Raw genomic sequence first — 22,344 nt, 5'->3', positions numbered from 1 at the left:
GCGCTTCTGTGGTGTCGGGGTCGCGTCCCTCCCGGGGGGGGGGCACCGGGGCCCCGCCCCGCCCCCCCCCCCCCCCCGCGGCCGCCCTCGGCGGGTCGTCCCTCGGCCCACCAGGGACGACCGTCGTGCAGGTCGACCCACTGCAGGCCCCCGCCGGCCGCGGCGGCGTCGGCCGCGGCGATGGGCGATGTCCACGTTCCGTACGGTGCGATCTTCACCACCCGGCGACCTTATCCGGGTGCGCGGCGCCGACCGGCCGGCGGTCGTGTTCGCCGGTCGTGGAAAAGCAAGGGGCAGGGCTGCCGATCTTGCTCGCGTGGCCTAGGGTCGTCGTTGTCATGGCACGCGTCATCCACGTATTCCGCCAGCCCGACCGGTTCGTCGCCGGCACAGTCGGGCAGCCTGGCGAGCGCACGTTCTACCTGCAGGCCTCCGAGGAGGCCCGGCTGGTCAGCGTGGCGCTGGAGAAGCAACAGGTCGCCGTACTCGCCGAGCGCATCGGCTCGCTGCTGGAGGAGGTGCACCGGCGGTTCGGCGCCGACGTCCCCGACGCGGTCCCCGAGGACCTCCGGGACACCGAACCGCTGGCGGTGCCGGTCGAGGAGGAGTTCAAGGTCGGCACGATGGGGCTGGGCTGGGACGCCGAGTCCCGCGCGGTGGTCATCGAACTGCTCGCGATCACCGAGGAGGAGGTCGACGAGGCGGTGGTGCTCGACGACACCGAGGAGGGTCCGGACGCGGTGCGGGTGTTCCTGAGCCCGGTGGAGGCGCGGGCGTTCGCCGAGCGCGCCGACCGGGTGGTGCGGGCGGGCCGCAAGCCGTGCCCGCTGTGCGCGGAGCCGCTGGACCCGGAGGGGCACGTGTGCCCGCGGCAGAACGGCTACCGCCGTTCGGACGAGGGCTGAGCGCGGCGGTGGGTCCGGCGGACGACGGGGTGCTCGACTTGCTGCGGCGTGGCCGCATCGACGTCGAGGGCCGGCTGGTGGACGCGTCGAACGCGACGCTGTTCTGCAGGATCAGCCTCGACGGCGTGACCGCGCAGTGCGTGTACAAGCCGGTGCGCGGCGAGCGGCCGTTGTGGGACTTCCCCGACGGCACGCTGGCGGGCCGCGAGGTGGCCACGTACCTGGTGTCGGAGGCGGCCGGTGTGCACGTGGTGCCGCCGACGGTGCTGCGGGAGGGTCCGTTCGGGTCGGGCATGGTCCAGTTGTGGGTGGAGACCCGCGAGGACGACGACCTGGTGGACATCGTGCCGGTGGACGAGGTGCGGCCGGGGTGGCGTTCGGTGCTGCGGGCGCACGACCGGTACGGGGAGCCGGCGGTGCTGGTGCACGCCGACCACCCGCGGGTGCGGTTGATGGCGGCGTTCGACGTGGTGGTGAACAACGCCGACCGCAAGGGCGGTCACGTGCTGCACGCGCTCGACGGCGCGGTGTACGGGGTGGACCACGGGATCTGCCTGCACGGCGACGCCAAGCTGCGCACGGTGCTGTGGGGGTGGTTGGGCGAGGAGCTGCCCGGGGAGGCGGTGGAGTCGCTGCGGCGGCTGCGGTCGTGCCTGGACGGGGAGCTGTCGCAGCGGCTGCACGAGCACCTGACGCGCGCGGAGGTGCGCGCGTTGACCGAGCGGGTGGAGAAGCTGCTGGCGGCGGGGGTGTTCCCGAAGCCGTCCGACGAGTGGCCGGCGATCCCCTGGCCCGCGTTCTGACCGGGCCGCGCGTGCCCGCCGGGCCCGGGTCCTGACCGGCGCGGACGCCGGCGGGCGGATCCGGGCGGGGAACCTTCTGGCGTCGCGGGTGCGTGTTGTCTACTTGCCGCGTGGACGTCGAACTGCGCGAGGTGACCGCTGCCGACGTGTTGCTGTTCTTCGAGCACCAGCGCGATCCGGAGGCGGTCCGGATGGCCGCGTTCACCCCGTCGGACCCGTCGGACCGGGCGGCGTTCCTGGTGCGGTGGGCGCGGATCCTGGCCGACGACTCGGTGGCGGCGCGGACGGTGGTGTTCGACGGCGACGTGGTGGGCCACGTGGGGCGGTTCACCCGGTTCGGTGGGCCCGAGGTGACGTGCTGGATCGACCGCGAGCACTGGGGCAAGGGGTTGGCGACGGCGGCGTTGCAGCGGTTCCTGCGGGAGGAGCCGCTGCGCCCGCTGTACGCGCGGGCGGCGGTGGACAACGTGGGGTCGCTGCGGGTGTTGGAGAAGTGCGGGTTCGTGCCGGTCGGCGAGGACGTGGGGTTCGCGGAGGGGCGTGGTGAGGACGTGGAGGAGTTCATCCTGAGGTTGGACGGCTGAATGGCGTCGTTGGAGGACCGGATGACGCGGCGCTTCGGGCCGGGGGTGCGGTCGTGGCTGGACGGGCTGGACGCGCTGGTGGCGGGGTTGTGCCGGGACTGGGGCCTGGAGGTGGTGCGGTCGTTCTCCGGCGGCACGTCGCACGCGCTGCTGTGCACGCGCGGCGGTGAGCCGGTGGTGTTGAAGGTGACGCCGGAGCCGGCGATCTCGGTGCAGGAGCACGCGGCGCTGCGGGCGTGGGAGCCGTCGCCGCGGATGGTGCGGGTGCTGCGGGCGGATCCGGCGCGGGGCGCGTTGCTGCTGGAAGGGCTGGTGCCGGGCACGCCCGCCGCGGACGGTCCGGGGTTGGCCGAGGTGCTGCGGGCGCTGCACGTCGCGCCGCCGGAGGGGTTCCCGCCGTTGCACGAGCGGGTGGACTTCATCTTCGGTGTGCTGCGCCGGCGGCACCCCGGCGACCACGACGCGGCGCACGCGAAGGCGGCGGCGCTGGCCCGTGACCGGGTGGCGGCGACGTTGCTGCACGGCGACCTGCACTTCGGCAACGTCCTGGACGCGGGCGAGCGCGGGTTGGTGGCGATCGACCCGCGGCCGTGCGTGGGCGACCCGGCGGTGGACGCGGTGGACTTCGCCTACGCCTCTCCCGACCTGCGCGACGGGATCGAGCGCTGGTCGGCGGTGGTGGACGGGGACCGGTTGGCGGCGTGGTGCGAGGTGTTCGCCGGGTTCTTCCCCGGGCACCCGTCGGTGGCCGGGGGCCGGTAACGTCGCCGGCCGTGCGATCACACGACTACGGCCGCGACGTGCTGTCGGGCCGCAAGCGCAGGACGGTGCCCGAGGTGGTGGCCGAGGTCGGGCTGGTGGCGGAGGACCCGGCGTCGGGGTTCTGCGGCGCGGTGGTGCGGTTCGAGCACGGCCAGGTGGTGCTGGAGGACCGGCGGGGGCGGCACCGGCTGTTCCCGCTGCGCCCGGCGGGGTTCCTGGTGGACGGGCAGCCGGTGACGCTCGTGCGGCCCGCGCCCGAGGCGGCCGCTCCCGCGCGCACGGCGTCGGGCTCGGTGAAGGTCGAGGGGCTGCGGGCCCGCACGGCCCGGGACAGCCGGATCTGGGTGGAGGGCCTGCACGACGCGGAGCTGGTGGAGCGGGTGTGGGGGCACGACCTGCGCGTGGAGGGCGTCGTGGTCGAGCCGCTGGACGGGGTGGACGAGCTGGCCGGCCGGATCGCGGAGTTCGGCACGGGCCCGGGGCGGCGGCTGGGCGTGCTGGTGGACCACCTGGTGGCGGGCAGCAAGGAGTCGCGGCTGGTCTCGGCGATCCGGGACGAGGACGTCCTGGTCACCGGTCACCCGTACGTGGACGTGTGGCAGGCGGTGAAGCCGGCGTCGGTGGGGATCGCGGCGTGGCCGGTGGTGCCGCGGGGCGTGCCGTGGAAGGAGGGTGTGTGCGCCGCGCTCGGCTGGGGCGAGCCCCATGAGGGGTGGCGTCGGGTGTTGGCGGGGGTGTCGGGGTTCCGGGACCTGGAGACGCCGTTGATCGGCGCGGTGGAGCGGCTGATCGACTTCGTGACCGAGCCGCAGGACTGAAACCCCCACCCTCGGTCGCGGATAGTGCGAGGATGGGTGGGTGGCCGCGCTGATCTGGTTGATCCTCGGTGTCGTCCTGGTGGCGGCCGAGATCCTCTCGGGCGACTTCGTGCTGGTCATGCTGGGTCTGGCCGCGTTCGGCGCGGCGGGCGCGTCGGCGTTGGGCGCGGACGTGGTGCTCAGCGCGATCGTGTTCGGCCTGGTGTCGCTGGGGCTGGTGGCGGGCGCGCGGCCCGCGATCAAGCGCCGGATGGCGTTGGGCCAGGGCCACCGGTCGGGCGTGGAGGCCCTGGTGGGCAGCACGGCCGTCGTCGTGTCCACTGTGGACGGCCACGGCGGTAGGGTGCGGATCGGCGGCGAGGTGTGGTCGGCGCGGTCGTTGGACCACGAGGTCATCGAGCCCGGCGCCGAAGTCACTGTTGTCGAGATCTCGGGCGCGACCGCAGTGGTGCTGTCCGGGGCCTGAGTGGAGGCGGGGAGAGTTGACCACCACGCTGATCGTCATCGCGGTCCTGGTGCTGTTCGTCCTGATAGTCACGGTGAAGTCGGTGCTGGTGATCCCGCAGGCCACGGCCGCGGTGATCGAGCGGCTGGGCCGCTACCGCACGACCGCCGCGCCGGGGTTGAACATCCTGGTGCCGTTCTTCGACCGGGTGCGGGCCCGGATCGACCTGCGCGAGCAGGTGGTGTCGTTCCCGCCGCAGCCGGTGATCACCCGGGACAACCTGACGGTGTCGATCGACACGGTCGTCTACTTCCAGGTGACCGATCCGCGGGCGGCGGTGTACGAGATCTCGAACTACATCGTGGGTGTGGAGCAGTTGGCGACCACGACGCTGCGCAACCTGGTGGGCGGGATGAGCCTGGAGGAGACGCTGACCTCCCGTGACCAGATCAACAACCAGCTGCGCGGGGTGTTGGACGAGGCGACGGGCCGGTGGGGCATCCGGGTGGCGCGGGTGGAGCTGAAGGCGGTCGACCCGCCGCCCTCGATCCGCGACTCGATGGAGAAGCAGATGCGCGCGGACCGGGAGAAGCGCGCGATGATCCTCAACGCCGAGGGCCAGCGGGAGGCGGCGATCAAGTCCGCGGAGGGCCAGAAGCAGGCGCAGATCCTCTCGGCGGAGGGCGCGAAGCAGGCGGCGATCCTGGGCGCGGAGGCGGAGCGGCAGTCGGCGATCCTGCGGGCGCAGGGTGAGCGGGCGGCCCGGTACCTGCAGGCGCAGGGTCAGGCGAAGGCGATCGAGAAGGTGTTCGCGGCGATCAAGGCGGGCAAGCCGACGCCGGAGGTGCTGGCCTACCAGTACCTGCAGACGTTGCCGCAGATGGCGCAGGGCGACGCGAACAAGGTGTGGCTGGTGCCGTCGGACTACGGCAAGGCGCTGGAGGGTTTCGCGAAGATGCTGGGCGCGCCGGGCGAGGACGGCGTGTTCCGCTACGAGCCGCCCGCCTACGAGCAGCCGGTGAGCTCGGCGCCGGAGCAGGACGACGCGTCGGTCGCGGAGTGGTTCGACACGGCTCCGGACCCGGCGGTGGCGGAGGCGGTGCGCGCGGCGGAGGCCGTGGCGCGCAAGGAGGTGCCGGGCCCGTTGGAGCAGGCGTCGGTGGAGCGCGGGGCGGAGCGCGGCACGTTGGGGTCGTCGCCGGCGGCGCGCGAGGTCGGGGCCGGGGAGCCGCGTCCGCTGCAGGAGTGAGCACCGGTCAGTGATCTTGGACGCAGTGGTGGGGCGTCGGCGGTGGTCGCCGGCGCCCCTTTCGCGTGGTCGGGGCGGGTCCGGCGGGCGGAAGGGCGTCCGAGCGGGTCTCGTCGGGCCGGTCGGGGTGCGGTTGGATGTCGCGGTGGACGCTTTACCCGGTCGTGCGGCGGCCGCGCTGGCCCGTGTCGACGTCCCGTGGTCGGCGCGGTGGGACGAGTTGGCGGCGGTGGTGGCGGAGCTGTCGGCCCTGGTACGGGGCGGGCCGGGCGCGGCGGTGGTGGCGCGGGAGTTGGCCGAGGTGCTGGTGCGGGCCGCGCAGGGCGGCGAGCATCGGGCGGCGTTGGCCGGGTTGGTGGATCGGGTGTTGGACCTGCACGCGGTGGCGTGCGCGGCCGGGCCGTCGGTGGACGGTGGTGAGTTGGCGGCGTGGCTGTTGTGGGTGCAGACGGGGTTCGCCGAACCGCCGGAGGTGCGGTTGGCGGCGTACGCGTCGGCGTTGGGCGAGGACGGGCTGGCGTCCTACCGGGCGGAGGCGGTGGCGCGGTTCGAGCGACTGCCGGTGATCGGGTTCGGGGAGACCGGCCGGTACGACCGGGAGCGGTGGGCGTTGCTGCGGGTGATGGAGGAGTTGGCCGAGCACACCGGTGACGTGGACCTGCAGGTGCTGGTGCTGTCGCGGGACCTGTCGTCGGGCTGGCACTACCTGCGGGTGGCGACGGTGCTGCGGGACGCGGGCCGGTCGGCGGAGGCGGTGGCGTGGGTGGAGCGGGGTCTGGCGGCGACGGGCGGGCGTGGCGCGGCGACCCCGTTGGTGGACCTGGGCGTGGACGAGTGCCTGCGCGCGGGGTGGCTGCAGCGGGCGGTGGACCTGCGGCGGCGGGCGTTCCTGGCGCATCCGGTGTGGGAGGCCTACGTGCGGCTGCGGTCGGTGGCGTCGTCGTCGGGTGACTGGCCCGCGGTGCGCGAGGAGGTGCTGGGACGCCTGGCCGAGGGGCCGGACGACGTGCTGCGGCGGGTGGTGCAGGGCGAGGTGGACGCGGTGGCGGGCGGCCCGGTGCCGGAGTGGTTGCGGCGGTGGCGGTCGGAGCTGGCGCGGCGGGAGCGGTAGCGGCGCGTCCCGCGCGTTCGACTCGGGGTTCCGGAGCGTCGGACACGCGCGCGGGTCAGGGGTAGGCGGGTGGGCGGCGGTCGGTCCAGGGGCGGGCGCGTTCGAGTTGGCCGGCGGCGGTGAGGATGGTGCGGTCGTCGTCGGTGGTGGCGACGAGCTGCACGGCCAGGGGCAGGCCGGTGCGGGTGTGGCCGGCGGGGACGGCCGCGGCGGGGTTGCCGGTGATGTTCCACAGGGGCAGGAACGTGGTCATGCGGGCGGCGGCGAGCAGCGCGGCGAGGGTGGGTCGGCGGTTCCACTCGCCCACGCGCAGGGGCGGCCGGGTGAGCACGGGGGTGAGCAGCAGGTCGTGGTGGTCGAAGAGCCGGTTGGCGTGGTCGGTGAGCTTCGCGGTCTGGGCGAGGGCGGCGCGCACGGCGGGCGCGGGCAGGGAGCGGCCGAGGGCGGCGACGGCGCGGGTGCGGGCGTCGAGCCGGTCGGGTCGGTCCAGGGCCTGTTCGGTGGTGGCGGCGCTGTGCAGGTAGCGGGCGGCGAGCACGGCGGGTCCGGCGACGTCGTGCAGGTTGTCGGGGTCGACGCGGGTGACGTCGTGGCCGAGGTCGGCGAGCAGGCCCGCGGTGTCGAGGACGGCGTCGCGGACTTCGGGGTCGACGGGGATGCCGCGTCCCCAGGTGCGCAGGGACACGGCGATGCGCAGGGTCCGGGTGGCGGTGACGGCGGCGGCGTGGTCGCCGCCGGGCGCCAGGACGTCCAGGAGCAGGGCGGCGTCGGCGACGTGGCGGGTGATGGGTCCGGCGGCGACCAGGCCGCCCCAGACGTCGCGGTCGGGGGTCAGCGGCACGTGGCCGCGTTGCGGTTTGAGGCCGAACAGGCCGGTGCAGGCCGCGGGGATGCGGACGGAGCCCGCGCCGTCGGTGCCGACGGCGGCGCCGACGAGGCCCGCGGCGACGGCGGCGGCCGACCCGCCGCTGGACCCGCCGGGCGAGTGGTCGGGCGACCAGGGGTTGCGGGTGGCGCCGGCCCAGGTGGACTCGGTGTACGGCCACAGGCCGAGTTCGGGCATGCGGGTGCGGCCGACGACCACGGCGCCGGCCTCGCGCAGGCGGCGGACGATCTCGGCGTCGGCGGGCGCGGTGGTGTCGACCGCGGCGGTGCCCTTGGTGGTGGGCAGTCCGGCGATGGCGAGGTCTTCCTTGACCGCGACGGGCACGCCGAGCAGGGGCGCGTGCTCGCCGCGGGCGAGGCGGGCGTCGGCGTGCTCGGCGTCGGCGAGGGCGCGGTCGGTGAGCACGAGCCGGAACGCGTTGAGGCTCCGGTCGTGCCGGTCGATGCGGCGCAGGCATTCGGCGACGAGGGCGCGCGAGGTGAACGCGCCCGATCGCAGCAGCTCGGCCTGTCGGGCGGCGCCCGCGAAGCACGCGTCGGTCAGGTCCATGGGGCGGACTCTAGGGCAGGAGCGGGTGCGGGTGGATCAGGCCGCCGGGGTGATCGGGTCGCGCCGCCGGCGGTGCCGCAGGCCGCGGTGCACGAGCAGGGCGATGAGCAGCAGCGGCCACGGGAACGGCAGGGGCGAGGCGATCCAGGCGACGGCGAGGACGAGCAGCGCGATCGGCAGCAGGGGCGGCCGGTGCCGTGCGGGCGGGGCGGGCGGTGGCGGCGGCTCGGGCAGGTCGGCGGTGAGGGTGGCGAGCTCGTGGTGGTGGACGGCGGTGTAGGCGGCGGCGATGCGTTCGTCGGCTTCGGCGAGGGTGAGGCGGCCGTCGCCGACGGCGTCGCGCAGCCGCGCGGCGGTGCGTTCGCGGTCGGCGTCGGAGGCGCGCGGGGCCGGGCTGTGGGTCGGTTCCATGCCGTCGATGCTCCGCTCGGGCGCGTGTCTCGGCGTCGGGCACGAAGCGGTGACGGGAAGTACGTCCGTGGACGTAGGCGGGACGGGCATGATCGGGGGTATGTCGTCGTGGCTGATGCCGTTGGCGGTGGCCGTGGTCATCGTCTGGATTGGCGTGCGTCATGTGCGCGCGTCGCGTTCGGAGACGTTGTTGGACGAGCACGCGCGGCGGCGGGTGGGGCCGGAGGCGGGTGCGGCCCAGGCCCCGGTGTCGGTGTGGCGTGAGGCGAACCGGTTGTTCCGGGCCGGTGAGGAGGAGGGGTTGTTGCTGCTGGCCGAGATCGGCCGGCAGGCGCCGCGGCGGCGGCAGGCGGTGGTGACGTCGTGGCTGGCGGCGTTGCGCGGCGGGGTGAGCCTGGGGTTGGACGCGCCGTGGCGCACGGCGGTGCAGCGGGAGCTGGTGTCGCACCTGCGGCCGGGCGCGGACTTCTGGCCGGGGATGGACGTGGTGGCGCCGGGGGCGATCCTGGTGGACTTCGACCTGTCGGGGTGCCGGGTGAACCGGGTGGACCTGATGGGCGCGGTGTTCCTGGGCGACGCGCGGTTCGAGGCGATGACGGTGACGGGTGACGCGAACTTCGCGGGCGCCCGGTTCCTGCGGCACGCGGTGTTCACCGACGCGTTGTTCGCGCGGTCGGCGTCGTTCGGGTTGGCGGTGTTCGCGGGGAACGTGTCGTTGCGGTCGGCGCAGGTGGCCGACCAGTTGGTGTTCGCGCGGGCGAAGGTGTCGGGTCGGGCGGACCTGCGGCGGGCCGAGGTGTCGGGCCGGGCGGATTTCCGGCACGTGCGGTTCGGCGGGCGGGCGTTGTTCGGCGACGTGGTGTTCCACCAGGACGCGTGGTTCCGGCACGCGTGGTTCCGTGGTCGCACGGACGTGGGGTCGGCGTTGATCGGCGAGGCGGCGGAGTTCGGCAACGCCCGCTTCGGCCGCCGCGTCATGCACTGACCGACCGGCGGGGACCCGCGCCGGGCGTGGTCGGGTGCTTGTGCGGGAGCGTGGCCGCGGGGGTGGGTCAGGCGGTGCGGGTGCGGTGGTCGGCGACGTGGACGCGGTTGGCGCAGCGGGTGGTGCAGAAGCGGCGGCGGCCGTTGCGGGAGGTGTCGACGTAGACGGTGGCGCAGCCGGGCCGTGCGCAGCGGCCGAGGCGGCCGGGGTCGTCGCAGACGACGTGGGCGAGGCCGGCGGCGGTGAAGGCGCGCAGCCGCTGCGGCGTGGGCGCGTGTTCGGGCGCGAAGTGCAGGTGGGGCCGCCTGCCGTCGTGGGTGGAGATGTAGGGCTTGGCGGCGGCTTCGGCGAGCAGGTCGTTGACGAGGGCGATCTGGTCGGGGGTGTGGTCGAAGACGGGTGCGAGGCGGGCGGCCCAGGCGGTGAGCTCGCGGGCCTGGTGGTCGTCGAGGGCGCCGAGGGGTTTGTAGCCGTGCTCGCGCAGCAGGTCGAGCAGCTCGTCGGCGGTGCTGCGGGGGTCGGCGTTGACCAGGGCGGCGGCGAGTTCGGCCGCCGCCCCGCCGTAAGGGTTGAAATGCACTGAACCATGACACCACGCTGGTCGGGTGAACACCAGATGCCCTTGTTGCGGGTGGCCCAGCGCCGAGCGCGTGTATCCGGTCTCGTCCCACGGCGCGGTGGACTACGTGCGGTGCGTGTGCGGGGTGTGGTTGGTGCTGGAGGCGGGGCGGGTGGTGGCGACGGCGGGCCGACCTCGATCGACTAGTGTCCCGTCACCGTGACGAGCCGTCGGGACCTGCTGTGCGACTGTGCGATCTCGGTGCTGGCGGCGGAGGGCGGCCGCGGCCTGACGCACCGCGCGGTGGACCGGGCGGCGGGTGTGCCGGAGGGCACCACGAAGAACTACTTCCCGTCGCGCGACGCGTTGCTGGGCGCGGCGGCGGCGCGGATGACCGCGTTGCACGCGGCGGCGGTGCGGCGGTTGCGGGAGACGACGCCGGCCGGGATCTCGCCGGCGGAGGTGGCGCAGCTGTACCCGGCGTTGCTGCGGCGCGCCGTGGTGGAGGACCCGACGCAGCTGTTGGCGATGGTCGAGCTGTACCTGGAGGCGGTGCGCCGGCCGGGTGTGCGCGCGGCGTTGGGCCGGATGGCCGTGTCGAACGCGCAGGCCGGCGCGGGGCTGCACGCGGCGGCGGGCCTGCCGAGCACGGCGCGGGACGCGGGCCTGCTGGACGCCTACTTCCTCGGCGTGGCGGTGTCCCTGCTGGCGTTGCCCGCGGACGCGTTGGCGGCGGTGGGCCTGGACGACCCCCACGCGGTGGGGCTGGGCCTGTTCCGCGCGGCGGTGCCGGGACGGTCAGGCGACGGGGACGAGCCGTCGCACGGCGGTGGCGACGAGCCCGGTGGCCGGGGTGGGGGCCGCGCCGCAGCTCGCGGGCCGGGCGGCCGGTAGGTCGCGCCCGGCGACGGTGACCTGCCAGGCGCTGCCGTCGACGTGGTGGACGGTGTCGCCGCGCACGGTGAGCACGTCGCGGTCCTCGCCGGTGAGGTCGCGGACCGCGAGTTCGGCGACCTGGCCGTGCGGCGGGTGGGTGGAGCGGCCCCGGCAGCGGTCGGTGACGACGTGGCCGCGGGCGGCGTGGTCGAGCAGCCGGGCGGCGAACTCGGTGTCGAGGCGGCCGTAGGTGTAGCCGGTGGGCAGCAGCACGCCGGTGGGCGCGAAGCGGTGACCACCGGTGTGGGTGCACTCCCAGACGGCGTCGGGCCGGGTCGCGGCGAGGGCTTCGGCGAGGGGCCGCCCGCGCAGGGCGCAGCACACGTCGCGGCGGCTGTTGGCGCACACGAGCAGCAGCGGCCCCGTGACGGGCGTGCCGAACCCGGCGGGTTCGCCCGCGGCGAGGGCGGCGAAGTCGACGTCGAGCAGGGCCGCCGGGTCGGCGACGTCGGTCCGCTCCAGCCACGGCCGGCCGGGGGTGGTGGCGGCGAGGTAGACGCGCCGCGGCGCGTCGTGGTGGGTGTCGGCGTGGCGGCCGGGACGGCGGATCAGCAGGACCCGCACACCCGTGTCGGCGGCGCGGCGGGCCAGTTCGGCGCCGAGCGCGGGGTCGAGGCGGCTCTGGGTGAGCGCGTCGCGTCCCCAGGGCCCGGGCTGTTCGAGGCAGATCCAGGCGGCGGCGGTCGCGGCGGTGCCCGCCTGGGGTTCCTCGAGGTCCGCGGAGATCGCGGCGCAACGCGGCTCGGTCACGCCTTCAGGGTGCCCTGGCGCGGCCGTTCGAGTGACACCGGGGTGCGGGTTCACGCGTTCGGGAAGCTCGTGGTTGCTGTGCGTGTGCCGTGTTCGCGAGGGGTGGACGCCGTCCGGGCCCGTCGGGACGTAGGTTCGGGGTCATGGTGATCACGGGTGAGGCGGCGGGCGTGCGCTTCCTGGCGGTGCCGCCGGCGCGGACCGGCCGGCGGTTGGTGGTCGTGTGGCACCTGCTGGGCGAGCCGGGCACACCGGAGGCCATGGCCGAGGCGCTGCCGCTGACCGGGGTGGACGCGTGGCGCCTGTACGCGGCGCTGCCGCCGTGGGGCGAGGGCCCGGACCAGGTGGTCGACGGCTACGCGGCGATGGTGGAGTCGGCGGTGGCCGCGATGCCCGCGCTGGTCGCGGCGGCACGCGCCGAGCTCGGGTGCGACGACGGGCCGGTCGACCTGGTCGGCGGTTCGGCGGGCGGGCACGTCGCGCTGACCACCGCCCTGCGGCGCGTCGTGCCGGTGCGGCGGGTGGCGGTGGTGAACCCCGCGGTGCGGGTGCAGGCGGTGGTGCAGGCGTCCATCGACGTGGGCGCCCTCGACTCCTACACCTGGACGGACGCCTCGCGCGCCGCGGTCGAGCCGCTGGACGTGCTCGACCGGGCCACCGCGCTGGACGTGCCGCTGCTGGTGGTGCGGGGCGCGCAGGAGTACCCGGCGTTCCGGCCGGTGCAGGCCCAATTGTGCGCGGCCGTGCCCGGCGCGCGCCTGGTGGACGTGCCGGGGCTGGCGCACATGCTGGTGACCGCGCAGGACGTGGTGGACGCGGAGGTGACGGCGTGGCTGGCCTGATCGTGGTGACGGGCGGCAGCCGGGGCATCGGCGCGGCGGTGGTGCGGCGGGTGGCCGCCGACGGGCACCGGGTCGTGATCGGCTACCGGGCCGCGACGGCGCAGGCCGAGGCCCTGGCACGGGAGGTGGGCGGCGTCGCGGTGCGGGCGGAGGTGTCCGACGAGGCCGACGTGGACGCCCTGTTCGACGCCGCCGCGGAGCTGGGCCAGGTGACGGGCGTGGTCGTCAACGCCGGGATCACCAGCCCGGTGGGCCCGCTGGCGCAGCTGCGGCCCGAGGACCTGCGCCGGGTGATCGACGTCAACGTCGTGGGCGCGCTGCTGTGCGCGCGGCGGGCGGCGCGGGACCTGGTGGCGGGCGGGTCGATCGTGTCGCTGTCCTCGGCCGCCGCCACGCTGGGCTCACCGGGCGAGTACGTGCACTACGCGGCGAGCAAGGCGGCGGTGGACGCCATGACCGTGGGGTTGGCCAAGGAGCTGGGTCCGCGGGGGATCCGGGTGAACGCGGTGGCGGCGGGCACGGTCCGCACCGCGATCCACGAGCTGTCCGGCGTGCCCGACCGACCCGACCGGGTGGCGTCGGCCATCCCGTTGGGCCGACCCGGCGAGCCGGAGGAGATCGCGGAGGCGGTCGCCTGGCTGTTGAGCGGGGCGGCGTCGTTCACGACCGGCGCGGTGCTGCGGGTCGCCGGAGGGCTGTGAGCGCCCGTCGGCACCGGCCCGCGGCCGTGGCGGTGACGCCGGTACTACTGTCACCGCATGGTGCGACGGCCGCTGGCCCCCTCCGATCGCCGTGAACGCCCCGGCGGACCGGCGCGCGGCACGGCCGGGGACGCCGCGGTGCACGAGCGCGGCCGGGCGCTGACACCGGCGTCGGCTGCGGCGGGGCGGGCGTCGGTCCGGTGATCACCGGACCGGTGGAGGACTTCGTCCGCTCGGTGACGAGCGCGCGCCCCGTGCCCGTGGCCCCGGACATCGTGCTGCGCACCGCGGACGACGTGACGGCGCTGTGGGAACGCACCGGCTCGCCCGAACCGCCGTTCTGGGCGTTCCCGTGGGCGGGCGGCCAGGCGCTCGCCCGACACGTGCTCGACCACCCCGACCTGGTGGCGGGTCGCCGGGTGCTGGACCTCGCGTCGGGCTCCGGGCTGGTGGCGGTCGCCGCGGCCCGCGCGGGCGGCCTGGTCACGGCCAACGACATCGACCCGGTCGCGGTGGCGGCGATCGGCCTCAACGCCCGCGCCAACGACGTCACCGTCACCATCGCCGCCGGCGACCTGCTCGACACCGAACCCGACGTCGACGTGCTGCTGGCCGGCGACGTCTTCTACGACCGGGACATGGCCGCCCGCGTCGAGCCGTTCCTGCTGGCCGCGCACCACCGCGGCGTCCTGGTGCTGGTGGGGGACCCGCAGCGGTCCTTCATGCCGCGCGGCTGGACGCTGGTCGACGCCCTCCCGGTGCCGGTGCCACCACACCTGGAAGGCGTCGCGGTCAGGACGACCAACGTCTGGCGCCCCTAGCGGAGACCGACCGCAGCCCTACCGGGACGCGCGACCCGTGGCCGGGTCGGGGACCAGGCGGAACAGGTCGCGGGTCGGGTGCACGTCGACCGGGATGCCCGTCCCGACCTCGACGACCTCCTCCCCGGCGACGAGGTGGCTCGTGGTGAACGGCGACCGGCCCGGCACGGAGACCAGCATCCGGATCCTCGTGCAGCGCTCGTCCTCGCCGCACCACACCCGCTCCGCGGACGTCACCTCGCCCACGACCCGCACGCCGGCCGCGTCCAGCTCACGCCACACCCGCAGGTCCCGCGCGGTGCCCACGACGGCCACCAGCAGGACGAGCACGGTCAGAGGCGTCCAGACCAGACCGGTCACCACGACGGCCGTCCGGTCGTCGTCCGGGACGTACCCGCCGAGACCGGCCAGCAGGATCACGGGACCGGCGCACACGACCAGGAGCCCGAGCACCGTCCAGAGCGGCTGCTCGAACCAGCCCGTCGGACGGTTCACCGGACCTTCGGCCTCCGGTAAGCCACCGCCCGTCACGACGTGGCCCGGGGGAGCGCGGTACCTCGCGAAAGTCGTGACACGGCCGGAATATAACCGACCTCGTCGAGTCGTCGCGGGAGATCCGGACGGGCGGGCGCGCAACCACGCCCGCCCGTCCGGGATGGCGGACCCGGATCGGCGGCCACCCGACCGTCGACGACAAAGGCGCTCAGCGCCGCGCGAACCGGTCCGTCGCGGCCAGCACCGCGTCCGCCATCCCCGGATCAGACACCGCGTGCGACGCGCCCTGCACCACCACCAGCTCCGCGTCCGGCCACGTCCGCGCCAGCTCCCACGCCGTCCACAACGGACCCTGCAGGTCCAGCCGACCGTGCACCAGGATCGCCGGGATGCCGTGCAACCGCTCCACGTCCCGCAACACCTGCCCGTCCTCCAACCAGACCTTGTGGCTGAAGTAGTGCGCGCACAGCCGCGCGAACGCCATCCGCCACGCCGGATCCGCCATCCGCGGCCCCGGCCGGTAGTCCGGGTCCAGCGACACGATCGAGGACTCCCAGTCCGTCCAGTCCGTCGCCGCCTTCTCCCGCACCGCCGGATCCGGGTCGTTCAACAACGCGTGGTAGGCCGCCACCAGGTCCACGGCGCCCTCGCCCGCGTCGTCGCGGAACCTCGACCACTGCTCCGGGAACAACATGCCCAGCCCGTGGTAGAGCCAGTCCAGCTCGGCGTGCCGGCCCGAGGTGATCGCGACCAGCACGATGTCCGTCACCCGCTCCGGGAACAGCTGCGCGTACCGCAGGCCCAGCGTCGACCCCCACGACCCGCCGAACACCATCCACCGCTCGACGCCCAGGTGCTCGCGCAACCGCTCGATGTCGGCCACCAGGTGCGCCGTCGTGTTCACCGACAGATCCGTCGCGTACTCGCTCGCGTGCGGCCGGCTGCGCCCGCTGCCGCGCTGGTCCAGCAGCACGATCCGGTACGCCTCCGGGTCGAACTGCCGGCGCATGCCGGGGGAGCAGCCCGTGCCCGGACCGCCGTGCAGGCACACCACCGGCTTGCCCTCCGGGTTGCCGCACACCTCCCAGTACACGAGGTTGCCGTCGCCGACGTCCAACATCCCGTGCTCGTACGGCTCGATCTCCGGGTACATCCACCCCTCCTCACAAATACAACAGTGCTGTTACATTAGGCGGGTGGACCACGCACCCGCCGGCGACTACCTCGGCACCCGCCTCCGCCACCTGCTCGACCTCCTCGAAGGCGACGTCGCCCGCGTCTACACCGACCTCGGCCTACCGGGCTTCCGCCCCCGCTACACCCCGGTCATCCGCCTCGTCCACGCCAGGGGACCGCTGTCCATCCGCGACCTCGCCGACACCATCGGCGTCACCCACTCCGCCATCAGCCAGACCGTGAACCAGATGCGTCGCGACGGCCTCGTCGACCTCCACCCCGGCGACGACGCCCGCAGGCGCATCGTCCACCTCACCGACCACGCCCGCGCCATCCTCCCCACCCTCGACGCCGAGTGGCACGCCACCACCGCCGCCGCCCGCGACCTCGACGCCGACCTGCCCTACCCGCTCACCGACCTCGTCGCCGCCGCCCTGCGGGCACTGGGGGAGAAGCCGATGAGGGACCGCATCCACGACCGGATGTGAAACCCTCGTCACCGACTCCGCCGGCCACATCGACGCCCACCGCGACCACGGCGTCGGAGCGCAGTGCAGAGCAGAGCAGACGCAGTCGGCGCGGAAGCCGGGAAGCGGCCTCACCGCACCGCGTTCCCCGCCACCAACTCCGCACCCAACCGCGCCAACTCCGCCCGCACCGGCGCCGACTCCACCACCTCCACCAACGCACCCCACCCCGCCAACACCTGCGCGATCATCAGCGCAGTAGTGGCCGACAACCGCAACCGCACCCGACCACCCACCTCCTCCACCACCTCGCAGTGCCTCCCGAACTGATCACGCAACACGTGCGCGAACCGCGACTCCACCGACACCACCGCCGACACCGACGACCGCCGCCGCTCCACCTCCGACACCACCCGCTCCCACGCCACCGTCAAGTCGAACCCCTCCGGCCGCACGAACACCTCGTCCGTCACCCGCGCCGACACCACCCGATCCACCCGGAACGTCCGCTCACCCCCACCCGTGCCCGCCACCAAGTACCAAACCTCGTCCTTGTCCACCAACCCCCACGGCTCCACCACCCGCTCCGACCGCACCCGCCCACGCCCCTCGTACACCAACACCACCCGCCGACGCCCCACCACCGCCTCCTGCAACACACCCACCAACCCCGGCCGCTCCCGACCCACACCACCCCACCCCGCCGCATCCACCACCACCGCGTCCGCCGCCGCCCGAGCACCCTCCCGGAACGTCTCCGGCAACGCCCGCACCAACTTCCGCAACGCCGCCCGCACCTCAGGCGACCCCGACGCCGCAGGCCCCACCAACAAGAACAACGCCCGCGCCTCCGACGACGTCAACCCGCTCAGGTCCGTCCGCGCACGCCCCACCAACCGCCAACCACCACCACGCCCCGGCTGCGGGTACACCGGCACACCCGCCGACGACAACGCCTCCAGGTCCCGACGCGCCGTCGCCACCGACACCTCCAACTCACCCGCCAACTCCGCCGCCGTCACCTGCCCCCGCGCCTGCATCAACAACAGGACGGCCACCAACCGGTCCGCACGCATGAACCCAGTCTCGCCCACAAAGTGCTCACTCCGTGAGCACTTTGACCGCCAAAGTAGGGGACAAGCGACAACCACCGACCGAACAGGAACCACCATGCTCCGCGGACTCACCACCACCAGCTTCTTCGCCGACGACCTCGACGCCGCCGCCACCTGGTACACCCGACTCTTCGGCATCGAGCCCTACTTCACCGTCCCCGGCGGCTACGTCGAGTTCCGCATCGGCGACTACGAACACGAGTTCGGCATCGTCAAGAGCGACTACGCACCCCACGACACCCACACCGGCCCCGCCGGCGCCATCACCTACTGGGCCGTCGACGACCTCCACGCCACCCTCGACCGCCTCACCGAACTCGGCGCCACACCCCACGACGCACCCAAGGTCCGCGGCGAGGGCTACGTCACCGCCAGCGTCGTCGACCCCTTCGGCAACGTCCTCGGCATCATGGCCAACGCCCACTACCACGACATCCTCGACCGCCTGACCACCACCCGAACCGCCTGAACCGACACCGAAGCCAGGGGGCTGTATCGGTTCCGCGAACCCGATACAGTCCGCTCCTTCCCAGCGCCCGCACCACCGCGCCCCAAGGAGCCCGGATGCCGCCGCGGATCTCCGTCGTGATCCCCACCTACAACCGCGCCGAACTCCTCCGCCGCACCCTCGACAGCCTCACCGACCAAACCCTCCCACCCGACGACTACGAGGTCATCGTCGCCGACGACGGCTCACACGACCACACCGCCGACGTCGTCACCACCTTCCACGACCGCCTCCACCTGCACTACCACCACCAACCCGACCTCGGCCGCCGCGTCGCCCACGCCCGCAACGCCGGCGCACGCCACGCCACCGCACCCGTCCTCGCCTTCATCGACTGCGGCACCCTCGCCGGACCCGACCTCACCCGCGCCCACGCCGACGCCCACACCGCCCACCCCACCCTCAACCTCGGCTACGTCCACGGCTACCGCCCCTGGGACCCCACACCCGGCCTCGCCGAAGCCATCACCACCGGAACCCCGAAGCAGGTCCACCACGACTTCAAGGACCACCCCGGCTTCCGCGACATCCGCCACGAACCCCTCGCCGCCGTCGACTTCCAGCCCGACCGCCTCGCCTTCCCCTGGCTCTACGCCTGGGGCATGAACCTCTCCGTCCGCACCACCGACTTCCACGCCGTCGGCGGCTTCGACGAACGCTTCGTCACCTGGGGCACCGAAGACATCGAACTCGGCTACCGCCTGCACCGACACGGCCTCGCCACCCACTTCGACCTCACCGCCTGGGCCGTCGAACCACCCCACGAACGCGACACGGGGGAGATGCTCGCCAGCGCCAAGCGCACCATGCGCCAGTTCCTCGACAAGACCCACGAACCCGGCGTCGAACTCGTCTGGGCCTCCCTGGAACGCGACGACCCTCTCATCGCCGAAGCCGAGCACCGCACCCTCACCACGTGGACCGACCGGGCACGCGACCTCGACGTTCGAACAGAGATCGAACAGCACACCGCCGACGCCGGGGGACCGGTGTGCGTCGTCGGCTGCGGCGACGACATCCCGGAGAACCTGCCCGAGGGCAGCGTCCTGATCGACTTCGACGCCGAGCTCCTGGCGAAGGCCGGCGGCGCGCACGCCCGCCACCACGCCATCGGCCTGCAGATCCCGCTGCCGGACGACGCGGTGCAGCGCGTCGTGGTCACGTCACGGCTCGACGGCATGTGGCGCACGTGGGGCGACGTCATCACCGCGGAGGCGAAGCGGGTGGGCAGGGAAGCGCCCCGGACGCTCCCCGAACGTTCTACTTAACATAATGTAGATTATCGGCGTTACGGACAGGCTGGTCGGCAGGGGTCGCGGACGCCACGGACCGCAGGCCCGGCCACACCGGTGCGACACGACGTCCGCGCGTTGCGTCGCGCGCTCGACACCTCGCGACCCGCCGCCGTGCGTTCACGCCGTCGGCAGCGCGGCCGGTGCGGCCCGGCCGCCCGGGGGCACGGGCGGAGCCCCCGGGTCGGGAAGGTCGAGACAGCGCCGAGCCGTCGGAACTCCGATACGGCACCGTAGAAACGTCACAGTGACGGATCATGGGTGGTGTCAGCGGATGTCGGACCGACGTACGTGCCGGGCCCGCGTCGGCAGTTGATCATCGAGGCGGGCCACCGGAGCCCTCGGTGCGAGCCCGCGGCCCGCCCGCCAGGCATCCCTTGGGCACGACGTCACGTTCGTGCGTGTCGCACGCAAAATCCGTGTTCCAGGGGCCGGATCGGCCGCCGGTAAAGCGTTCGAGAGGGGCATCCCCCGATCGGAGCCCGAGCCCCTTCCGGACCCGCTTTTGATGGATAATCCCCATTATCCATGAGTTGATCTTGATTGCGGGGGACCAGCGCGGGGGCGAACGTCGACGCCCCGTCTCGTCAGGAACCAGGACTCCCCACTCACCCGGCGAACCGAGCCTGCGGCCTCAGGACGTCGGTGGCGTCGGCAGCCTCGGACCGTCGTGACGCCCTCGCGCGGGTAGCCCGCTCCCCCGTGCGAGACGGCGTGGTCCTCCCCTGTCACGACTCTCGCGCAGTCCGGCGGTACTGCTGCGTGCCGTTCCGGTCCCGGACGGCGATCCCCTTCGCGCGGAGCTCGTCGAGTGCTTCCGCCGCCGCGCCGGGTTTCTTGTCGGCGAGGGCGCGGTGGCGGGTGCGGAGCAGGGTGTGGGTGGCGGGGTCGAGGTCGGGTGTGCCGTCGATCCAGCGGGTGAAGTCGGCTTCGTGCGGGTCGGTGGTCCCCCGCCACGGGTAGTCGAACCGCTCGAACGCCTCGCGCAGTCCCCTGGTGGGCAGGTCGGTGGCCTGGACGCGGGCGATTTCGCCGCCGTCGTGGTCCAGGACGACGAGGTCTCGGCCGTCGGTGAAGACGGCGTTCGTCCGGTCGCGGCGCAGGTGCAGTGCGGTGTCGTCGTGGTGCACGGCGATGTGGTCGCGGTGCACGGTCACGACGGGGCTTTCCCGGCGGGCGGTGGCGGCGAGCCAGGTCCCGGTGGCGGCGCCGAGGAGGGTGAGCACGGGTACGGCCCAGGTGGTGGGCAGTTGTGCGGCGATCCGGAGCGGGGCGGGGGCCGAGCCGGTGAGGTCGAGCAGCCAGTTCGCCAGTGGCGGGGTGCCGAAGGCGGCGGCGCAGCCGAGTGCGGCTCCGCCGAGTCGGAGGAGCCAGAGCCAGGTGGTGGGCATCCGGACGGTGGCGGTGTGGTGGTCGGTGGTGGTCCCCGTCATGTGTCCTCCGGGTGCTGTGGTGGTGGTGCGAGGTAGTGGGTGACGGTGCGGCGGAGTGCGGGGCGGGGGTCGTGGGCGGGGTCGGCGTTGAGGAAGACGGCGTCGACGACGGCCAGGAGCCAGCGGGCGGTGTGGTCGGGGTCGAGGGTGGGGTCGACGGTGCCGTCCTGGATGCCGCGGGTGATCAGGTGTGCGAGTCCGTCGTGGAGGATGCGGGCGTTGCGGGCGACGATGTCGACGAGTTCGGGGTCGCGGCCGGCTTGGCGCAGGAGTTCGACGAGCAGGCCGGGTGCGGTGGGGTCCTGGGCGTCGGCGGCGAGTTCGGTGACGAGTTCGGTGATGGCGGTGGCGGGGTGTGGTGTGTCGGTGTGGCGGGCGACGAGGTTCTCGGAGCGGGGCAGGTCGCGTTCGAAGACGGAGCGGAAGACGGCCTGTTTGTCGGGGAAGTAGTAGAAGACGCCGGCGGGGCTGAGTCCGGCGGCGCGGGCGATCTGGGCGACGGTGGTCTGGTCGAAGCCGTGGGCTGCGAAGAGTCGGGCGGCGGCGAGGGTGATGGCTTGTCGGCGTTGTGCGACCTGCCGGGTGTCGACGGTGCGTGCCACGGCGCGCCCTTTCTTTGACTGATCGTTCAGTCGAACTATACCGCGGCGCCGGTGGCCGGGTTTTGTCGGTGGTGTTTGGTAGGAAGATCGACATGCTGGTGCTTGCCGCTCAGGAGTCGTTCTTCCTCGCTCGTCGGCCGCGGAAGGATTCGCCGCACACGACGGCGGCGTACCGGCGTGACCTGGCGGGTGTGACGGCGTTGTTGTCGGAGGTGACGGGCACTCCCCCGGAGTCGCTGGAGATGTCGGAGTTGACGACGCGGAACCTGCGTGCGGCGTTCGGGGTGTTCGCGGACTCGCACGCGAAGTCGTCGGTGTTGCGGGCGTGGTCGACGTGGAACCAGTTCTTGACGTTCTGCGTGGCGGAGGAGTTGGTGGCGGGCAATCCGATGGGTGCGGTGGCGCGGCCGAAGACCCCTCCCCTGGTGCCGAAGCCGTTGCGGGGTGAGGACACGCCGGAGCGGTTGTTGGCGGCCGCGGCGGAGGGTGCTCGTCAGGGTCGTGATCCGTGGCCGGAGCGGGATGTGCTGGTGTTGGCGTTGGGGTTGGTGGCGGGGTTGCGGTCGGCGGAGATGCGGACGTTGACGCACGGGTCGGTGGTGGGTCGGCCGGGTGAGCGGCGGTTGCACGTGGCGGGGAAGGGCAATCGGGACCGGTCGGTGCCGATCGAGCCGGCGATGGACCGGATCATCGAGCAGTACGTGGAGTCGTGTCGGCGGCGTTTTCCGCAGGGGCGGTTCGACCGGGGGTCGGCGTTGTTGCGTGATCGGCATGGTGAGCCGATCGGGCGGGGTGGGTTGGAGTACTTGGTGCGGTCGTGCTTCCGGTGGGCGGGGTTGCACGACCGGGTGCCGTCGGGGGCGAACCTGCACGCGTTGCGGCACACGTTCGCGACGCGGTTGGCGGAGGACGGTGCGACGGCGTCGGAGATCATGGCGTTGTTGGGGCACGCGTCGTTGGCGACGTCGCAGAACTACATCGAGGCGACGGCGCGGGAGCGGCGGGCGGCGGTGGCGGGCAATCGGACGTACGCGTCGTTGGCGCGGTTGCCGCGCGCGGAGTAGGTGTTCGAGCCGGGTGGGGCCGTCGGGTCGACCGTCGCGAGTGCTCGGCGGCGTCCGCTCTCCACGCCGGGATCG

General features: G+C 73.9%; 27 protein-coding genes. 18 read left to right on the top strand and 9 right to left on the bottom strand.

The annotated features are described in order from the left end of the window. The first annotated feature begins 338 nt into the window (after positions 1-338). From ABTZ99_RS37080 to ABTZ99_RS37045, 8 genes are all read left to right on the top strand, one after another. Positions 339-905, top strand: a complete 567-nt coding sequence (locus ABTZ99_RS37080; protein WP_230567929.1) for a DUF3090 domain-containing protein — start codon at positions 339-341, stop codon at positions 903-905. A gap of 8 nt (positions 906-913) precedes the next feature. Further along, on the top strand, positions 914-1,708 hold the full coding sequence (locus tag ABTZ99_RS37075) for an SCO1664 family protein (RefSeq protein WP_499617854.1): 795 nt from the start codon (positions 914-916) through the stop codon (positions 1,706-1,708). 110 nt (positions 1,709-1,818) lie between these two features. Then, positions 1,819-2,292: a GNAT family N-acetyltransferase gene (locus ABTZ99_RS37070; RefSeq protein ID WP_498778614.1), complete on the top strand. Its 474-nt coding sequence runs from the start codon at positions 1,819-1,821 to the stop codon at positions 2,290-2,292. Next, entirely contained in the window at positions 2,293-3,054 is a 762-nt protein-coding gene (locus ABTZ99_RS37065) for an aminoglycoside phosphotransferase family protein (protein ID WP_498778613.1), read from the top strand. It begins immediately after the preceding gene. Positions 3,055-3,065: 11 nt separating this feature from the next. Then, positions 3,066-3,872, top strand: a complete 807-nt coding sequence (locus ABTZ99_RS37060; RefSeq protein ID WP_498778612.1) for a DUF3097 domain-containing protein — start codon at positions 3,066-3,068, stop codon at positions 3,870-3,872. A gap of 40 nt (positions 3,873-3,912) precedes the next feature. Beyond that, positions 3,913-4,338, top strand: a complete 426-nt coding sequence (locus tag ABTZ99_RS37055; protein WP_498778611.1) for an NfeD family protein — start codon at positions 3,913-3,915, stop codon at positions 4,336-4,338. A 16-nt stretch (positions 4,339-4,354) separates the two neighbouring features. Further along, entirely contained in the window at positions 4,355-5,566 is a 1,212-nt protein-coding gene (locus tag ABTZ99_RS37050) for an SPFH domain-containing protein (RefSeq protein WP_498778610.1), read from the top strand. 145 nt (positions 5,567-5,711) lie between these two features. Continuing rightward, complete coding sequence (locus tag ABTZ99_RS37045) at positions 5,712-6,677, top strand: hypothetical protein (protein WP_499617852.1); 966 nt, start codon at positions 5,712-5,714, stop codon at positions 6,675-6,677. 55 nt (positions 6,678-6,732) lie between these two features. On the opposite strand, the gene ABTZ99_RS37040 is transcribed toward ABTZ99_RS37045, so the two are convergent. After that, positions 6,733-8,112 (bottom strand): amidase family protein, encoded by a 1,380-nt coding sequence (locus ABTZ99_RS37040; RefSeq protein ID WP_499617851.1) that lies wholly within the window; start codon positions 8,110-8,112, stop codon positions 6,733-6,735. A gap of 36 nt (positions 8,113-8,148) precedes the next feature. Further along, the gene (locus ABTZ99_RS37035; RefSeq protein ID WP_499617850.1) at positions 8,149-8,523 is read right to left on the bottom strand and encodes a DUF1707 SHOCT-like domain-containing protein; all 375 of its coding nucleotides are present in this window, start codon (positions 8,521-8,523) and stop codon (positions 8,149-8,151) included. A gap of 100 nt (positions 8,524-8,623) precedes the next feature. Here ABTZ99_RS37035 and ABTZ99_RS37030 point away from each other — a divergent pair, with 100 nt between their 5' ends. Beyond that, a complete protein-coding gene (locus ABTZ99_RS37030) occupies positions 8,624-9,508 on the top strand; it encodes a pentapeptide repeat-containing protein (RefSeq protein WP_498778606.1) in 885 nt (294 codons plus the stop codon). 67 nt (positions 9,509-9,575) lie between these two features. Here the strand turns inward: ABTZ99_RS37030 and ABTZ99_RS37025 are convergent, their stop codons facing one another. Next, complete coding sequence (locus tag ABTZ99_RS37025) at positions 9,576-10,088, bottom strand: CGNR zinc finger domain-containing protein (protein ID WP_498778605.1); 513 nt, start codon at positions 10,086-10,088, stop codon at positions 9,576-9,578. Between the two features lie 198 nt (positions 10,089-10,286). Between ABTZ99_RS37025 and ABTZ99_RS37020 the strand changes: the two genes are divergently transcribed. Next, positions 10,287-10,961 carry a TetR/AcrR family transcriptional regulator gene (locus tag ABTZ99_RS37020; RefSeq protein WP_498778604.1) on the top strand — a complete coding sequence of 225 codons (675 nt, stop codon included), beginning with the start codon at positions 10,287-10,289 and terminating at the stop codon, positions 10,959-10,961. Here the strand turns inward: ABTZ99_RS37020 and ABTZ99_RS37015 are convergent. After that, positions 10,866-11,753 (bottom strand): ferredoxin family protein, encoded by an 888-nt coding sequence (locus ABTZ99_RS37015; RefSeq protein ID WP_499617849.1) that lies wholly within the window; start codon positions 11,751-11,753, stop codon positions 10,866-10,868. The genes ABTZ99_RS37020 and ABTZ99_RS37015 overlap by 96 nt on opposite strands. Positions 11,754-11,896: 143 nt before the next feature. On the opposite strand from ABTZ99_RS37015, the gene ABTZ99_RS37010 reads away from it, so the two are divergent. From ABTZ99_RS37010 to ABTZ99_RS36995, 4 genes are read left to right on the top strand one after another with little or no spacing between them, the layout of a single operon-like run. Further along, complete coding sequence (locus ABTZ99_RS37010) at positions 11,897-12,595, top strand: alpha/beta fold hydrolase (RefSeq protein WP_498778602.1); 699 nt, start codon at positions 11,897-11,899, stop codon at positions 12,593-12,595. Beyond that, complete coding sequence (locus ABTZ99_RS37005) at positions 12,583-13,296, top strand: SDR family oxidoreductase (RefSeq protein WP_499617848.1); 714 nt, start codon at positions 12,583-12,585, stop codon at positions 13,294-13,296. Before ABTZ99_RS37010 ends, ABTZ99_RS37005 begins: the two co-directional genes overlap by 13 nt. A gap of 57 nt (positions 13,297-13,353) precedes the next feature. Continuing rightward, complete coding sequence (locus tag ABTZ99_RS37000) at positions 13,354-13,500, top strand: hypothetical protein (protein WP_498778600.1); 147 nt, start codon at positions 13,354-13,356, stop codon at positions 13,498-13,500. Next, a complete protein-coding gene (locus ABTZ99_RS36995) occupies positions 13,497-14,117 on the top strand; it encodes a class I SAM-dependent methyltransferase (protein WP_498778599.1) in 621 nt (206 codons plus the stop codon). The genes ABTZ99_RS37000 and ABTZ99_RS36995 overlap by 4 nt, the downstream gene beginning before the upstream one ends. 18 nt (positions 14,118-14,135) lie before the next feature. Here the strand turns inward: ABTZ99_RS36995 and ABTZ99_RS36990 are convergent, their stop codons facing one another. Further along, the gene (locus ABTZ99_RS36990; protein WP_498778598.1) at positions 14,136-14,612 is read right to left on the bottom strand and encodes a hypothetical protein; all 477 of its coding nucleotides are present in this window, start codon (positions 14,610-14,612) and stop codon (positions 14,136-14,138) included. Between the two features lie 208 nt (positions 14,613-14,820). Beyond that, positions 14,821-15,765: a prolyl aminopeptidase gene (pip, locus tag ABTZ99_RS36985; RefSeq protein ID WP_499617847.1), complete on the bottom strand. Its 945-nt coding sequence runs from the start codon at positions 15,763-15,765 to the stop codon at positions 14,821-14,823. A gap of 43 nt (positions 15,766-15,808) precedes the next feature. On the opposite strand from pip, the gene ABTZ99_RS36980 reads away from it, so the two are divergent. Then, positions 15,809-16,276: a MarR family winged helix-turn-helix transcriptional regulator gene (locus ABTZ99_RS36980; protein WP_499617846.1), complete on the top strand. Its 468-nt coding sequence runs from the start codon at positions 15,809-15,811 to the stop codon at positions 16,274-16,276. A 110-nt stretch (positions 16,277-16,386) separates the two neighbouring features. On the opposite strand, the gene ABTZ99_RS36975 is transcribed toward ABTZ99_RS36980, so the two are convergent. Beyond that, on the bottom strand, positions 16,387-17,331 hold the full coding sequence (locus ABTZ99_RS36975) for a helix-turn-helix transcriptional regulator (RefSeq protein ID WP_499617845.1): 945 nt from the start codon (positions 17,329-17,331) through the stop codon (positions 16,387-16,389). A gap of 94 nt (positions 17,332-17,425) precedes the next feature. Here ABTZ99_RS36975 and ABTZ99_RS36970 point away from each other — a divergent pair, with 94 nt between their 5' ends. Continuing rightward, complete coding sequence (locus ABTZ99_RS36970; RefSeq protein WP_498778594.1) at positions 17,426-17,839, top strand: VOC family protein; 414 nt, start codon at positions 17,426-17,428, stop codon at positions 17,837-17,839. 95 nt (positions 17,840-17,934) lie between these two features. Beyond that, positions 17,935-19,146, top strand: coding sequence for a glycosyltransferase family 2 protein (locus tag ABTZ99_RS36965; RefSeq protein WP_498778593.1), 1,212 nt, complete (start codon positions 17,935-17,937; stop codon positions 19,144-19,146). A gap of 752 nt (positions 19,147-19,898) precedes the next feature. On the opposite strand, the gene ABTZ99_RS36960 is transcribed toward ABTZ99_RS36965, so the two are convergent. Together ABTZ99_RS36960 and ABTZ99_RS36955 are read right to left on the bottom strand one after the other, a co-directional pair. Then, a complete protein-coding gene (locus ABTZ99_RS36960; RefSeq protein WP_498778592.1) occupies positions 19,899-20,603 on the bottom strand; it encodes a YqeB family protein in 705 nt (234 codons plus the stop codon). Then, positions 20,600-21,205 (bottom strand): TetR/AcrR family transcriptional regulator, encoded by a 606-nt coding sequence (locus ABTZ99_RS36955; protein WP_498778591.1) that lies wholly within the window; start codon positions 21,203-21,205, stop codon positions 20,600-20,602. The genes ABTZ99_RS36960 and ABTZ99_RS36955 overlap by 4 nt, the downstream gene beginning before the upstream one ends. Positions 21,206-21,297: 92 nt before the next feature. On the opposite strand from ABTZ99_RS36955, the gene ABTZ99_RS36950 reads away from it, so the two are divergent. Then, positions 21,298-22,269: a tyrosine-type recombinase/integrase gene (locus ABTZ99_RS36950; protein WP_499617844.1), complete on the top strand. Its 972-nt coding sequence runs from the start codon at positions 21,298-21,300 to the stop codon at positions 22,267-22,269. Positions 22,270-22,344 lie beyond the last annotated feature (75 nt).

Origin of the sequence: Actinosynnema sp. NPDC002837 (assembly GCF_040295345.1) — a bacterium.
In the GTDB taxonomy this organism is placed as follows: Bacteria; Actinomycetota; Actinomycetes; order Mycobacteriales; family Pseudonocardiaceae; genus Actinosynnema.
The sequence above is the reverse complement of the archived record's forward strand: the minus strand, read 5'-3'. Positions and strand labels throughout refer to the sequence as shown.